Origin of the sequence: Alistipes sp. AF14-19 (assembly GCF_003461645.1) — a bacterium.
Taxonomy (GTDB): domain Bacteria; phylum Bacteroidota; class Bacteroidia; order Bacteroidales; family Rikenellaceae; genus Alistipes; species Alistipes shahii.
In genome coordinates this window covers 1-14,078 of sequence record NZ_QTXM01000018.1, presented here as the reverse complement: position 1 = coordinate 14,078, position 14,078 = coordinate 1, and the positions used below count along the sequence as shown (strand labels likewise).

Annotated in this window: 17 protein-coding genes; 5 read left to right on the top strand and 12 right to left on the bottom strand. The window is 59.1% G+C overall.

Translation table 11 applies throughout. The annotated features are described in order from the left end of the window. Nucleotides 1-61: 61 nt before the first annotated feature. Nucleotides 62-952, top strand: a complete 891-nt coding sequence (locus DWW03_RS13175; RefSeq protein ID WP_240046642.1) for a hypothetical protein — start codon at nucleotides 62-64, stop codon at nucleotides 950-952. Then, nucleotides 949-1,401 (top strand): S24/S26 family peptidase, encoded by a 453-nt coding sequence (locus DWW03_RS13170; RefSeq protein WP_118406846.1) that lies wholly within the window; start codon nucleotides 949-951, stop codon nucleotides 1,399-1,401. The genes DWW03_RS13175 and DWW03_RS13170 overlap by 4 nt, the downstream gene beginning before the upstream one ends. Before the next feature lie 216 nt (nucleotides 1,402-1,617). On the opposite strand, the gene tsf is transcribed toward DWW03_RS13170, so the two are convergent. The 12 genes from tsf to DWW03_RS13110 all read right to left on the bottom strand — a co-directional run bounded on the left by tsf (nucleotide 1,618) and on the right by DWW03_RS13110 (nucleotide 11,270). Continuing rightward, a complete protein-coding gene (tsf, locus tag DWW03_RS13165; protein WP_118406845.1) occupies nucleotides 1,618-2,448 on the bottom strand; it encodes a translation elongation factor Ts in 831 nt (276 codons plus the stop codon). A gap of 36 nt (nucleotides 2,449-2,484) precedes the next feature. After that, the gene (gene rpsB, locus DWW03_RS13160) at nucleotides 2,485-3,405 is read right to left on the bottom strand and encodes a 30S ribosomal protein S2 (protein ID WP_022061028.1); all 921 of its coding nucleotides are present in this window, start codon (nucleotides 3,403-3,405) and stop codon (nucleotides 2,485-2,487) included. 213 nt (nucleotides 3,406-3,618) lie between these two features. Beyond that, nucleotides 3,619-4,005: a 30S ribosomal protein S9 gene (gene rpsI / locus DWW03_RS13155; protein WP_022061029.1), complete on the bottom strand. Its 387-nt coding sequence runs from the start codon at nucleotides 4,003-4,005 to the stop codon at nucleotides 3,619-3,621. Nucleotides 4,006-4,010: 5 nt separating this feature from the next. Then, nucleotides 4,011-4,466, bottom strand: coding sequence for a 50S ribosomal protein L13 (gene rplM, locus DWW03_RS13150; protein ID WP_022061030.1), 456 nt, complete (start codon nucleotides 4,464-4,466; stop codon nucleotides 4,011-4,013). Between the two features lie 224 nt (nucleotides 4,467-4,690). Beyond that, complete coding sequence (locus DWW03_RS13145) at nucleotides 4,691-5,344, bottom strand: energy transducer TonB (RefSeq protein WP_138265530.1); 654 nt, start codon at nucleotides 5,342-5,344, stop codon at nucleotides 4,691-4,693. Further along, nucleotides 5,320-5,886: an energy transducer TonB gene (locus DWW03_RS13140; RefSeq protein WP_022061032.1), complete on the bottom strand. Its 567-nt coding sequence runs from the start codon at nucleotides 5,884-5,886 to the stop codon at nucleotides 5,320-5,322. Before DWW03_RS13140 ends, DWW03_RS13145 begins: the two co-directional genes overlap by 25 nt. 138 nt (nucleotides 5,887-6,024) lie before the next feature. Further along, the gene (locus DWW03_RS13135) at nucleotides 6,025-7,236 is read right to left on the bottom strand and encodes a sodium ion-translocating decarboxylase subunit beta (RefSeq protein WP_022061033.1); all 1,212 of its coding nucleotides are present in this window, start codon (nucleotides 7,234-7,236) and stop codon (nucleotides 6,025-6,027) included. 4 nt (nucleotides 7,237-7,240) lie between these two features. Continuing rightward, nucleotides 7,241-7,702, bottom strand: coding sequence for a biotin/lipoyl-containing protein (locus DWW03_RS13130; RefSeq protein WP_015545987.1), 462 nt, complete (start codon nucleotides 7,700-7,702; stop codon nucleotides 7,241-7,243). 36 nt (nucleotides 7,703-7,738) lie between these two features. Further along, nucleotides 7,739-8,059, bottom strand: coding sequence for an OadG family protein (locus tag DWW03_RS13125; RefSeq protein WP_015545986.1), 321 nt, complete (start codon nucleotides 8,057-8,059; stop codon nucleotides 7,739-7,741). A gap of 30 nt (nucleotides 8,060-8,089) precedes the next feature. Further along, complete coding sequence (locus DWW03_RS13120; protein WP_015545985.1) at nucleotides 8,090-9,655, bottom strand: acyl-CoA carboxylase subunit beta; 1,566 nt, start codon at nucleotides 9,653-9,655, stop codon at nucleotides 8,090-8,092. A gap of 4 nt (nucleotides 9,656-9,659) precedes the next feature. Further along, complete coding sequence (mce, locus tag DWW03_RS13115; RefSeq protein ID WP_022061034.1) at nucleotides 9,660-10,070, bottom strand: methylmalonyl-CoA epimerase; 411 nt, start codon at nucleotides 10,068-10,070, stop codon at nucleotides 9,660-9,662. Between the two features lie 210 nt (nucleotides 10,071-10,280). Then, a complete protein-coding gene (locus DWW03_RS13110) occupies nucleotides 10,281-11,270 on the bottom strand; it encodes a glycosyltransferase (RefSeq protein ID WP_022061035.1) in 990 nt (329 codons plus the stop codon). Between the two features lie 71 nt (nucleotides 11,271-11,341). Between DWW03_RS13110 and DWW03_RS13105 the strand changes: the two genes are divergently transcribed. The 3 genes from DWW03_RS13105 (at nucleotide 11,342) to DWW03_RS13095 (ending at nucleotide 13,860) form a co-directional block, all read left to right on the top strand. After that, complete coding sequence (locus DWW03_RS13105) at nucleotides 11,342-11,806, top strand: hypothetical protein (protein ID WP_015545983.1); 465 nt, start codon at nucleotides 11,342-11,344, stop codon at nucleotides 11,804-11,806. A 6-nt stretch (nucleotides 11,807-11,812) separates the two neighbouring features. After that, nucleotides 11,813-12,937: a methylmalonyl Co-A mutase-associated GTPase MeaB gene (gene meaB, locus DWW03_RS13100; RefSeq protein WP_022061036.1), complete on the top strand. Its 1,125-nt coding sequence runs from the start codon at nucleotides 11,813-11,815 to the stop codon at nucleotides 12,935-12,937. A gap of 83 nt (nucleotides 12,938-13,020) precedes the next feature. Next, nucleotides 13,021-13,860, top strand: a complete 840-nt coding sequence (locus tag DWW03_RS13095) for a hypothetical protein (RefSeq protein ID WP_022061037.1) — start codon at nucleotides 13,021-13,023, stop codon at nucleotides 13,858-13,860. Nucleotides 13,861-14,078 lie beyond the last annotated feature (218 nt).

Here is a 14,078-nt window from a genome sequence, read left to right as displayed (position 1 = left end):
GCCTACGATTCACCCGGCTCGTACGGCAGAGTATATCCTTGCACCGCCGGCGCGAAAAAAAATGAACGCTAACAACCGCTTTATGAATTATACGATCGCCAATATCCGCGTCTCCCTGCCCGACGCCTGCACGGGAGAGCATTTCACCCGGGCCCTGCGCCCGTTCCTGACACTCGGCGCCGGCCCTGCGGACCTCGCGCTGGAAATCGTCCCCCGGATTCCGGCCGAAGCCGATTACCGCGAACTCGACATCTTCGAGTTTCCCGACGCCGACGCCGACTGCCGTTTCGGGACCGACGCGGCGGGCTACCTGCTCGAAATGACGCCCCGCGACGGCAGCGCCCCGGCCCGCTACCGCATGGCCTACGGCGCGGCGGCGGCCCGGAGCGACATCACCCCCGGACACAATCCCGCGCTGTTCCGGTTCGGGGTCTGGATCCTTTTCAACATCGCGGCGCTGCCCCTCGGAGCCGTGGCCTTCCACTCCTCGGTGATCAGCTACCGCGGCCGGGGAGTGCTGTTCCTCGGCGAATCGGGAACAGGCAAAAGCACCCACACGCGGCTGTGGCGGGAGCATATCCCGGGTGCGGAACTGCTCAACGACGACAGTCCGATCATCCGGGCCACGGACAGCGAAGCCCTCGTCCACGGATCGCCGTGGAGCGGCAAAACGCCCTGCTACCGCAACGAGAGCTGCCCGATAGCCGCCGTCGTACGGCTCTCGCAAGCCCCGCACAACCGCATCCGCCGCCTGCGGCCGATCGAGTCCATCGGAGCGTTGCTCCCCTCCGCACCCCCGGCCTTCGCCCGCGACGAACGGCTTTCGGACGACACCTGCGGCCTGCTCTCCCGGCTGATCGCACAGGTTCCCGTCTACCACCTGGAGTGCCTGCCCGACGCGGCGGCGGCGCAGCTCGCCTGCCGAACGGTTTTCAACGACGCGACGCTATGATCCTGCTCCCCAACCAACTCTTCTTCGCCGAGGTCGAGGCGATGCTCTCCGAAGGCCGCGAGGTTCAGATCCGCATGAAGGGCCACAGCATGCGGCCCCTGCTGCGCAGCGAGCGCGACCAGGTCGTGCTGACGCCCTGCACCGACCCCGCGCGCCTGCGACCGGGCGACGTGGTGCTGTTCCGCTGCTGCGGCCGCCACATCCTCCACCGCATCGTCCGCCGCGACGGCGACCGCCTCACACTCGCGGGCGACGGGAACTACCGCATCACGGAACAGTGCACGACACGCGACGTCGCCGGCATCGCCGTCCGGATCATCCGCGCCTCGGGCCGCGTCGTCGGCTGCGACTCCCCCGGCTGGCAGCTCCGGTCGCGCCTCTGGCTCGCGATCCCGCCCTGGCTGCGACGGCAGGTGCTGCGCGTGCTCTGGCATTCGGGCTGGAAATGAAAAAGGCAGGGCTTTCGACAGCCCTGCTTTTTTACGGCAGCCCACGGAAGAGACCGGGAGAGAAAATCCCCGGACGGGTAACGCCGGAGTGCGTCCCGTCCGGGGATTTCGAGGGATGTGCGGAAATATCCGCCGTGGTTCCTGCGGAGAACCGCAAATGGCAACAAAAAAACAGACCGGATCGCTCCGGTCTGTTTTCACATAAATCGGCCTGGACTATTCGCCCAGAGCGAACCGCTTGTAAGCCACGACCGTGGCATCCTTGTCGGCCTTGTGGATGTAGTCGGCGATCGACTCCTTCTCGCCTACCACCGGCTGGGCCAGCAGCGTGTTCTCCTCGAAGAACTTGCGCATCTTGCCTTCGGCGATCTTCTCCAGAATGGCCTCGGGTTTGTTGGCGTTCTTGGGGTCCTGCTTCATGGCCTCCACGGCGATCTTGCGCTCGTGCTCCACAACCTCTGCGGGGCAGTCCGCCTCCGAGATCGAAACGGGAGCCATGGCCGTAGCCTGCATGGTCACGGTGTGTGCGACCTCGGCGGGAATCTCCTTGTTGAAGCCCAGGATCGTACCCAGCTTCTTGTTGAAGTGCACGTAAGCGGCGCAGTAGGGAGCCTCGATGCGGCCGTAGTAAGCCAGCTCGATCTTCTCGCCCGTCTGACCCGATTTCTCGGTCACCATCTCCTCGACGGTGCGGCCCTCTGCGTTTTTCGCAGCCATCAGCGCATCGCGGTCGGCAGCGTCGTTCTTCACGGCGACCTCCAGCATGGCCTCGGCCGAAGCCGAATACTCGGAGTTCTGGGCCACGAAGTCGGTCTCGCACGCCAGGCAGAGGATGTAAGCCTTCTGGCCTACGATCTTCGTAACGACGACACCCTCGGTAGCGGTGCGGTCGGCGCGCTTGGCGACGATGAGCTTACCTTTCTCGCGGATAATGTCCTGAGCGCGGGCAAAATCACCTTCGGCTTCGATGAGGGCCTTCTTGCAGTCCATCATACCGGCGCCGGTCATCTTGCGGAGCTTCATTACATCAGCAGCTTTGATTTCCATAATCTTGTCCTTTCTCTATAAGGTTCGTAAATACAATTATTCTGCCTTTTCCTCGGCGGTCTCGGCTGCTTCAGCAACAACTTCGGCTGCTTCTGCGGGAGCGGCAGCAGGCTCCTCGTAGGGAGTCTCGACAGCGGCGACAACCTCTGCCACGGCAGCCTCCTCGGCATCAATCGCAGCCTTCACGGCCTTCTTGATGCGGGGCTTGCCCTCCTTCTTAACGGTTGCACCCTCGGCGTCAGCCTCCTGTGCCTCCTTCTCCTTTTCGAGCTTGCGCTCCTCGGTGCCCTCGGCGATAGCGGCGCACATGGCTTCGAGAACCACGGCGATCGACTTGGTGGCATCGTCATTTGCAGGGATAACGTAATCAATGTCGGTCGGATCACAACAAGTGTCTACCATTGCAAATACGGGGATGCTGAGGCGTTTGGCCTCCTTCACGGCGTTGGCCTCCTTCTGTACGTCGACGACGAACAGAGCCGCCGGAAGACGCGTCAGGTCGGCGATCGAGCCGAGGTTCTTCTCCAGTTTCGCACGCTGGCGGGAGATCTGGAGTTTTTCGCGCTTGGAGAAATTATCGAACGTGCCGTCGGTCGCCATCTTGTCGATGGTGGACATTTTCTTGACGGCTTTACGTATGGTGGGGAAGTTTGTCAGCATACCGCCGGCCCAACGCTCGGTGACGTAAGGCATACCGACGGCTGCCACCTTTTCGGCAACAATGTCCTTGGCCTGTTTCTTGGTCGCTACGAACAGCACGCGGCGACCGCTCTTGGCGATCTGCTTGATGGCCGCAGCAGCCTCATCGATCTTCAGGACGGTTTTGTGCAGGTCGATGATGTGGATGCCGTTCTTCTCCATGAAGATGTAAGGAGCCATTTTGGGGTTCCATTTGCGCTTCAGGTGACCGAAGTGCGCACCGGCTTCCAATAATGTATTAAAATCTGTACGTGACATTTTAATTCAATTCGTTGATTAATTTTAATTCTCTTTTCTTCAACCCTCCGGGTAGCGGCCTGGCCGGTCCCGGGGAGTTTTCCGCGGCGCGGCAACCAGATAGTAGACTAATTAAAAATTAAGAATTAAAAATGAAAAATTCCCAATATATAATAAGTATCCATGTGGTTTGAGAACCGTCGCCGTGCGTTGCCGAAATTCCGGTCGTGCGTATTAACGCTTGCTGAACTGGAACTTGCGGCGTGCACCGGGCTGACCGGGCTTCTTACGCTCAACCTCGCGGGAATCGCGCGTGAGGAATCCGGCCTTCTTCAGCACCGGACGCATCTCCGCGTCGATTTCGCACAGTGCGCGTGCGATGCCCAGACGAGCGGCCGAAGCCTGTCCCGTAATACCACCGCCATCGAGGTTGATGACGATGTCGTAATTCTCCGCCGTGTTGGTGGCCAGCAGGGGCTGCTTCACCTGGTACTGGAGAATTTCGAGCGGGAAGTAAACTTCAAGCGCTTTGCGGTTGATTGTAATCTGACCCTTGCCCGGCTTCACGTATACGCGAGCCACAGCGGCCTTACGACGACCTACGGTGTTTACAACTTCCATAACTCTTACTTAATCTCGTTTAATTTAATAGTCTTCGGGTTCTGTGCGGCGTGAGGATGCTCTGCGCCGGCATAGACCTTCAGGTTCGACAGCAGCTTGTCGCCCAGACGGGTCTTGGGCAGCATGCCTTTGACGGCCTTCTCGATGAGGAAGGTCGGTTTCTTTGCCAGATAGTCGGCAGGCGTAGCGAAACGCTGGCCGCCGGGGTATCCGGTGTGACGCGTGTAGACCTTGTCGGTCATTTTGTTGCCCGTGAGCTTCACCTTCTCCGCGTTGATGACGATGACGTAGTCACCACAGTCGACGTGGGGTGTGTAGCTGGGCTTGTTCTTGCCTCGGAGGATCTTCGCGACCTGCGATGCAAGACGTCCCAATACCTCGTTCGTAGCGTCGATCACCACCCATTCCTTGGTGACGGTCGCAGCGTTCGCCGAGATAGTCTTGTAGCTTAATGAATCCACTGTTTTTACGTTTAATTTAACTTATTGTAATCCGTTCCCCGCACATTGCGGGTGCGCAAAGGTACGAAAAAGTTTCTGATCTGCAAAAACAAATGAAAATCAAAATCGAAAACCGCGCAAAAAAACCGCAACGGCCCCGTATTCAGGAGAGTTGCGGCATTCCGAAGCAGGAGCGCGGCGTTAGCGGGCGCCCTTGGCAGGCAGGCGGCAGGCGGGCGGCTGTGTCAATACGAACGGGATGAACCCCGGTTCCGGCCGGCGGCGCCGCTCGGGAACCGCAGTTCCGAGCGAATTTTGAAATCGACCGGCAGCGTGTATTCCACCCGGACGAGCGCACCGTCCTGCCTGCCCGGCGTCCACCGCGGCGCACGTCCAAGCACGCGAGCGACCGCTTCCGAAAATTGCGGATGCGGCGACTCGAGGATCTCCACCATCGTAATCCGCCCCTCCTTGTCGACGACGAATGCCGCGACCACACGCCCCTGCACGCCCCGTTTCAGCATGTCCGACGGGTACCTCACTTCAGCCATCACCCAACTCCGGAATTTATCCAGCCCGCCTCCGAAGAACTTCGGCATGACCTCGACCACCCGGTAAGCGTCTTTATCGCTGTATTCCGCTCCGGCGGCCCCGGGACCGAAGGCGACCGGCATCGAGACCCCGAAACGAACCCGCTCTCCGTCAATCGTCGCCGGAGTCCACGCAGGAGCCGCGGCAATGGCCTGACGCACCGTCTGTTCCAAAGCATCCTCGTCCCGGTATTTCGGTTTGGGGGCAGGAGTCACCCGCCCGTCCTTTCCGACGACAAACCGCAGGATCAGTTTCCGCGGCTCCGTGAGCGCACCCGGACCCATCAGGCTGTCGACCTGCCGCTGCACCCACGCACGAAACCCGTCCGGACCGCGCCGCAGAACAGGGGCATCCTATCGGCCGTCGTATGGATGTCGCACTCCTCGGCGCAAAGCCCCAGCTCCTCCTGTCCCGCAGGAGGGGCGACCAGCCGGAAGACGAATCGCATCTCCAGCTCCGTTTTTACAGGTTTCCCCTTCGTCCGTCCGGGCGACCATTTCGGCGACAGGGCGATCGTCTTGCAGAGCCGGTCGGCAAAATGCCGCTCCTCGCAATGCGTGACCTTCAGATCGGTCAGCGTCCCGTTTTTGTCGATGGCGAACACAACTTCAACCTTCGCCTCATCCCCGACATCGTAGCGATCGGCCGGAAACCGCAGGTTGCGGATCACCCAGATTTTGAAGCATTCCGGACGGCTTCCCTGAAAAGAGGGGTCCATCTTTTCGGGCCAAAGGCTGGCCGCCGCACCGGCGTTTTTTCCGGGGGTCTTTTCCTCTCCGGCGGTTTTCGCGGCGGTCGCAGCCGCATGCAGCGACGCAAGGCCGAAAAGCACCATAAACAAGCGTTTCATAATAAGGCAGGAGTTTTAGGTTTCATAAATATAGCGAAAAATGCGAGACTTGCAACGGCACAGGCGCAAAAAAGAGGGTCCGGCGAACCGAAACCCTCTTGCAACCGTATCGGGCCGTGCGGCCCGGAACGCGATTCCCTATCCGAGGAACGAAAGCAGAATGCCCGCGGCGACCGCCGAACCGACCACGCCGGCCACGTTGGGACCCATGGCGTGCATCAGCAGGAAGTTCGAGGGATCGGCCTTCTGGCCCTCGGTCTGCGACACGCGGGCGGCCATCGGGACGGCCGAAACGCCGGCCGAACCGATCAGCGGATTGATCTTGTTGTCGCCCTTCGAGAAGAAGTTCATCACCTTGGCGAGCAGCACGCCGCCGGCGGTTCCCATCGCGAAGGCGATCACGCCCAGCACGAGGATGAACAGCGTCCGCGGATTGAGGAACGCCTCGGCCGTAGCCGTAGCTCCCACCGTGAGACCCAGGAAGATGACGACAATGTTCATCAGTTCGTTCTGCACCGTCTTCGACAGACGGTCCACCACGCCGCACTCCTTCATCAGGTTGCCCAGCATGAGACAGCCGACGAGCGGAGCGGCCGACGGCAGCAGCAGCGCGATGATCACGGTGATGATCAGCGGGAAGAGGATCTTCTCGGTCTTCGACACCGGACGCAGCTGGCGCATCTTGATCTTACGCTCCTTCTCGGTGGTCAGCATGCGCATGATCGGCGGCTGGATCACCGGCACGAGGGCCATGTAGGAGTAGGCGGCCACGGCGATCGGGCCGAGCAGCTCGGGAGCCAGAATCGCGGTCAGGTAGATCGACGTGGGACCGTCGGCGCCGCCGATGATGCCGATCGAACCGGCCTCGGCTGGCGAGAATCCGAGCGCATAAGCGCCGATGAACGTGAGGAAAATACCAAGCTGCGCCGCGGCTCCCAGCAGGAAGCTCTTGGGGTTGGCGATCAACGGGCCGAAGTCGGTCATGGCGCCCACGCCCACGAAGATAAGGCAGGGATAGATGCCGAGCTTCACGCCCAGATAGAGGTAATCGAGGAGTCCCGCCTGGGCGACGAAAATATCCCAGTGGACGTGCCCCCCGGCAAAAAGTTCCGTATGGTAGAGGTTCGCTCCGGGAAGGTTCGTCAGCAGCATGCCGAACGCGATGGTCAGCAGCAGCAGCGGTTCGAACTTATGTTTGATGGCCAGGTACAGCAGAAAGAAGGCCACACAGATCATAATCAGACTGCCCCACCCCATGTTGGCTATCAGACCGGCCACGCCCGTCGATTCGGCAAAGGTTTCAAGGCTTTCCAGCACGAAATTGGAGCTGGAAGTCAATGCATTCCACATAGTCCTACCCGATTACGATTAAAACGTCGCCTTCCATGACCGTAGCGCCCTGCTGCACGAGAATCTGCTTCACGACACCGGCGCGGTCGGCGTCGATGTTGTTCTCCATCTTCATGGCTTCGAGCACGACGAGCGTCTGTCCTGCCGCGACGGTATCGCCCACGGCCACCTTCACGCTCAACACGGTGCCCGGCAGCGGGCATTTCACGCTGGAACCCGACGTCGAAGGCGCGGGAGCGATGCGCGGCGAAGGAGTGGCCGTCGAGGGAGTGATCATGGCGCTGTTGGCCGACTTGGGGGCCGGGGACACCTGGGGTTTGGAGACCGTCGAGGCTTTCGCGCCCTCGATCTCGACTTCGTAATCCACGCCGTTGACCACGACGTGCGCTACCGTCGAGGCCTCGTTCACGTCGTCGATCTGGACGTTGTAATTATGTCCGTTGATTTTCAAAGAGTAATCTTTCATTTTCTTTTTTGGGTTGTCTTGTTCCGACGCAGGGTCCTATCTCCGGTCGGGAAGCTGGGTTAAACCGTGAATTTTCGAATTCCAGGGCGAATAGGCCCGCTTGATGTTGAGAATGGTCAGCACCTCGGACTCGCGGTCGTGCAGGGCGCCCTTGTAGATCTTGAGCGCCGTAGCGATGGCTGCGATCTCCTCCTCGCTGATCATCGGCTGGGCGTCGACCTTCCTGCCGCTCGCCGGACGGACCCGGAAGCAGGCCCCGAAGGCCTTCATAATGAAGATCAGCGCCACTAGCAGGATAAACACCAGGCTGAACCCGATCAGCGACACCCAGAGTATCTCGGACCATCCCCAGTTCATAACTGTCAGTATTGTCATCTTTTCAGTCTGTTAGAGAGGAATGTTCGAATGTTTCTTCGCGGGGTTCTGCAAACGCTTCGTAGCCAGCGACTGCAAGGCGCGGATCACACGGAAACGCGTGTTGCGCGGCTCGATCACGTCGTCGATATAGCCGTAGCGTGCGGCGTTGTAGGGGTTGGAGAACTTGTCGTTGTACTCCTGCTCCTTCTCGGCGATGAACTTCGCCTTCTCCTCCGGTTTGTCGGCCAGCTCCTTCAGCTCCTTGCCGTAGAGCACCTCGACGGCGCCGCTGGCGCCCATCACGGCGATCTCGGCCGTCGGCCATGCGTAGTTGATGTCGCCGCGGATGTGCTTCGACGACATGACGATGTATGCGCCTCCGTAAGCCTTGCGCAGCGTCACAGTGATCTTCGGCACGGTGGCCTCGCAGTAGGCGAACAGCAGCTTCGCGCCGTGGGTGATCACGCCGCCGTACTCCTGGGTCGTACCCGGCAGGAAGCCCGGAACGTCCACCAGCGTCACGATCGGGATGTTGAACGCGTCGCAGAAACGCACGAAGCGCGCAGCCTTGCGGCTGGCGTTGATGTCCAGCACGCCGGCCATGAACTTGGGCTGGTTGGCGATGATGCCCACCGACTGGCCGTTGAAACGCGCGAAGCAGGTGATGATGTTCTTGGCATAGCCTGCGGCCGATTCGAGGAACTCGCCGTTGTCGACGATGGCCTTGATCACCTCGGTCATGTCGTAGGGCTTGTTGGCGCTGTCGGGAATGATCTCGTTGAGCGAATCCTCCAGACGGGTGATCTTATCGGTGCAGACGGCCAGCGGAGCGTCCTCCATGTTGTTCTGCGGCATGTAGGAGATCAGCTTCTTGATCAGCCCGATACCCTCCTCCTCGGTGTCGACGGCGAACTGCGCCACGCCCGACTTGGTGGTGTGCATCAGGGCGCCGCCCAGCTGCTCCTGCGTCACGTCCTCGCCCGTCACGGTCTTCACGACCTTCGGGCCGGTGAGGAACATGTTCGAGGTCTCCTTCTTCATAATGATGAAGTCGGTCAGCGCGGGCGAATAGACCGCACCGCCTGCGCAGGGGCCGAAGATGGCCGAAATCTGCGGAATGACGCCCGACGACATCACGTTGCGCTGGAAGATGTTGGCGTAACCGGCCAGGGCGTTGACGCCCTCCTGGATACGCGCGCCGCCCGAGTCGTTCATGCCGATGCAGGGCGCGCCGTTGCGCATGGCCATGTCCATCACCTTGCAGATCTTGTCGGACATCGACAGCGACAGCGAACCGGCCGTCACGGTGAAATCCTGTGCGAAGACATAAACCAGACGTCCGTCGATCGTGCCGTAACCCGTCACCACGCCGTCGCCGAAGGTGTGCTTGCGATCCATGCCGAAATCGTAGCAGCGGTGGGTCACAAACATATCGAACTCCTCGAACGAACCTTCGTCGAGGAGCATCTGAATACGCTCGCGGGCCGTGTACTTGCCCTTATCGTGCTGTTTGTCGATCGCCTTCTGGCCGCCGCCGAGACGCGCGGTTTCGCGGTTCTCGATCAGTTTGTTGATCTTTTCCTGTATCTGGCTCATAATCCTATTTGTTTTTGTTTTCGCAAAGCTCCGTCAGAATGCCCTGGGTCGATTTCGGGTGCAGGAAGGCGATGGTCATGCCCTCGGCGCCCTTGCGGGGGGTCTTGTCGATCAGACGGATGCCCTTGGCCTCCGCGTCGGCGAGCTGCTCCTCGATGTTTTCGCAGGCCAGCGCCATGTGGTGAATGCCGACGCCGCGGTTCTCGATGTACTTTGCGATCGTCGAATCCTCCGAAGTCGGCTCCAGCAATTCGATCTTGGTCTGCCCCAGCATGAAGAACGCCGTGCGGACCTTCTGGTCGGCGACCTCCTCGATGGCATAGCACTTCAGGCCCAATACGTTCTCCCAGTAGGGAATCGCCTCGTCGAGACTCTTCACGGCAACGCCAAGATGCTCGATATGAGAAACTTTCATAGCAAAATTTAAATTTAAGTTAGTGGATATTCGTATGTTGTTTCGTTCGTTGTTATTTTGCGAACACAAAGATAGACGAATCTTTCAGAACCGCCAAAATTCGGAGTACTTTTTTTGGCAATAACTTCGGGTTCGGAATTCGCAGGAAATGTCCGGAAAGGCGATTCGTTCCGGCGGAGCCTCCGGCGGCCTGCGGTTTGAAAGCCGGGGTTACAGCGACGTGTAAATCTGCATCAGCCGTTCCGCCACGGCGTATTCGGAGAACAGTTCGGCGCGGCGGCGTTCGCGCTCCTGCATCGTGCGGCGCCACGACACGTCTTCCAACGCGTTTTCGAGCGCCGCGAGAACCTCGCCCCGCGCCTCCGGACGCACATAGGCGGCGGCCTCTCCGGCGGCTTCGCGATTGACCTGCGTGTCGCTCAAGACCATCGGCAAACCCGCCCGCAGGGCCTCGACCACGGGGACGACCGACGCCTCGGCATCGGCGTCGGGCAGATAGGCGAAGACCCGCGCCAGACGGAACAGCGCCGGAAGGTCCGAAGGGGTCAGTTCGTAGATGAAATCCACCCGTGCGGCGATGCGGCGGGCGCGGGCATAGCCCAGCAGATAGTCGGACCAGGCCGTGCGGCGGCCGCAGACGACCACCCCGGCCGGGGACGCAGCGTCGGCCAGAGCCGCGAAAACCGCCTGATGGTTGTGCCGCGGCTCGACGGTCCCTATCATCAATATAAAATGCTCTGGAAGAGCATACTTGCGGCGCACGTGTTCAAGTTCCGCTTGAGATGGATTTCCGCGCGGAGCCGGAACCGCCAGCGGCACCATGACCTCGATCTTCGAAGGGTCGATATTGAGGCGTTCCGACAGCTCCTCGCGGGCCGGAGCGCTGACCGTGATGACCCGGCCCGCCCGCCGGAGCGCACGGCGGTAGAGCGTCAGGACGAAAAGCCGTTCGGCAAACGTATAGAGATGCGGATAGCGCAGGAAATTGAGATTCGGGACCGTCATCACCGAAGGCACGCGCCGCAGATGCACGGACAACGGCAGCGACGACCTAAAGCCGTGGTAGAGGTCAACACCATCATTCACCTCTGCGCCAATGATATATTCATGCTCCGGAGCGTAGCGCGCCAGCACGCTGGCGAGGTGCTGGAAGTAAGTCCCGCGGAGTGCGGCGGGAGCCGTGTCGAGTCCTATTTTCATAACTTGATTCTAAAAAATTGGTCCATATGCCAAATAATTGTTATCTTTATCGAATAAAACAAGGCTCTCTTATGAAGAAAGTGCTGCTTATATGGCTGTTGGCCGCAGGTTTCGCATCCGCGGGAGCCACGGCCCAGAACATCGCCCTCGGCGAACGCGTTCCCGAACTCAAAATCCAGACGTGGCTCGACAACCGCCAGCCCGAACCGGCCCCGACGACCTACATCGAATTTTTCCATTCGACGAATCCCGCGTGCAAAACCTCGCTCGAACGCCTGAAGGAAATCACGGGCAAATCGGGTACCAAACTGCGCGTGATCGTCGTGACGAAGGAGGACCCCGCGAAAATAGCCCCGCTGCTGCGCCCCTACCTCTCGGAACGGATCTCCGTGGGCCTCAACGCCGAAAAGAGTTTCACGGCGTTCGGCGTCAGCTACCTGCCGTTCGGCGTGCTGACCGACGCCAAGAACCGCACCCTCTGGATGGGCAATTCCCTGCAAATCAACGAAAAACTGATCGAACAATCAACACGCTGACACACCATGTCGTTCACCAGGATAGACCATTACGAAAAAGAGTACGCAGACACGCATCACGACACAGCCCTCAACGTCACGCAAGGCGTTGAAGAACAACCGATAGTAAGCCCCTACTTCAAGCGGCGCAAGAAGCGCGCTCTCTCCACCGGAGAGTACGTCGAGGGCATTCTCGCGGGCAATATCACCACCCTCTCGCAGGCCATCACGCTCGTCGAATCGTCAAACCCCAACCACTATGCACAGGCGCAGGAGATCATCGAAGCGTGCCTCCCGCACGCCGGGAAATCGGTCCGCATAGGCATCACGGGCGTCCCGGGAGCCGGCAAATCAACCTTCATCGAAGCCATCGGCAACATGGTCGCGGGGCTGCGCCACAAGCTGGCGGTGCTGGCCATAGACCCTTCGTCGGAGCGCAGCGGCGGCTCGATTCTCGGCGACAAAACCCGCATGGAGAGCATCTGCAACAACCCTTCGGTCTTCGTGAGGCCCTCGCCCTCGGCGGGATCGCTCGGCGGAGTGGCCCGAAAGACTCGCGAGACGATCGTGCTGTGCGAGGCCGCGGGATTCGACGTCATCTTCATCGAAACGGTGGGCGTCGGACAGTCGGAAACCGCCGTGCACTCGATGGTGGACCTCTTCATGCTATTGCAGATTTCCGGTGCGGGAGACGAACTGCAAGGCATCAAGCGCGGCATCATGGAGATGGCCGACCTGATGGTCATCACCAAGGCCGACGGAGAGAACATACACAAGGCCGAACTGGCACAGACCCAGTTCCAGGGGGCCTTGAGGCTTTTCCCCGTACCCGAATCGGGATGGCGGCCCAAGGTCTACACCTCGTCGGCGGTGGCCCGGACGGGGCTGGAGGAGGTCTGGAAAGGCGTGGAGGAGTACCTCGACCACATTCAGAAAAACGGCTATTTCCAGCACAACCGCAACCGGCAGAACAAATACTGGATGTACGAGTCGATCAACGAGGCGCTGCGCGGAAGTTTCTACCGCGACCCGGCCGTGGAGGCGTGCATCGGAGCGTACGAGAAACGCGTGCTGGAGGACAAAATCTCATCGTTCATCGCCGCCAAGGAGTTGCTGGAGATCTATTTCAAGGACGCCCGGACGCTGGAATGACCCGTGTCACAGTCCGGCGGGCGGGTTGCCGGCAGGTGGATATGCCCATAATACAGCCCTTATAATCGTTAAAATTTCGAGCCATGAAACAAGGACGCTTTTACCTGGCTGCGGCGATATTGCTGCTTGCTTCAGGTTGTGAAAAAGAGGACGGAGAGAACACAGACGACTCTAAATGGACACACCCGCTGACAACGACCCTTCACAGAACCGATCCCGGAGGAGAGCAGAGTACATATGTGATAACGTACACCTACGACGCAAAAGATCGGCTGACCGGAACCCGGAACTCGAGAGACGGCGTTACGGAAACGACAACTTCGGACTACGTATATGACGGCAAAACGGTGACATACACGGAAAAAACATGGGCCGGTGAAACCCTGTGGAATTCGCAAAAATTCAAACGCACTTATCTGGATGACGCTCTCGAAAAGGTTTTGGAAGAACGGATAACGGACAAGGACGACCATATCATCCAACGGATTTGCAACGAATACGACCAGCAGGAACGGCTGGTCCACAGTTTGGAATATTCCAGAGGGAATAGTAAAGTATCCGAAACAAAATACACCTACGACGGAAAACTGGTAATCTGTGACAAATATTGGCTCAAGAATACAGGCGAAGTATCGGCTGTAAGCAAATACATAATCACATACTCCGACGATGAACTGACGAAACTGCTTATTCACGGCTGTCTGGCTGCCGAAGAAACGGCCGAACGCCCATGGGATTGGGTAAGACATTACAGTTACGATTACCGGGGACGCCTCAACGGAATTACGTACGAAGCGGAAGGTAAGCTCGTCTGGGAGACCCGCAACTACGTATATGGGAACAAATCCCTCACTTGCGAAAACCGGGAGGTGCATTATGGCACGGATATTATAACCATATCTGAAACAACCTACAAACACTGACACCGATCTCCGGCAAAACAGCCCCGCCCTCCCGGAGATTTCCGGGGATAAAAAACAGAGGTGTAAAAAAGTGTAAAGCAAAAGATAATCAAATAATTATACACTTTTCTTCAGTGCCTTTGTTTTAGAGAAAAAGTAGAATAAGGTAATGTTAAACGAGGTTTCGGTTTCCAAATCGTTACCTCGTTTCTTTCGCTCTATTATTCATAGAAACGTGA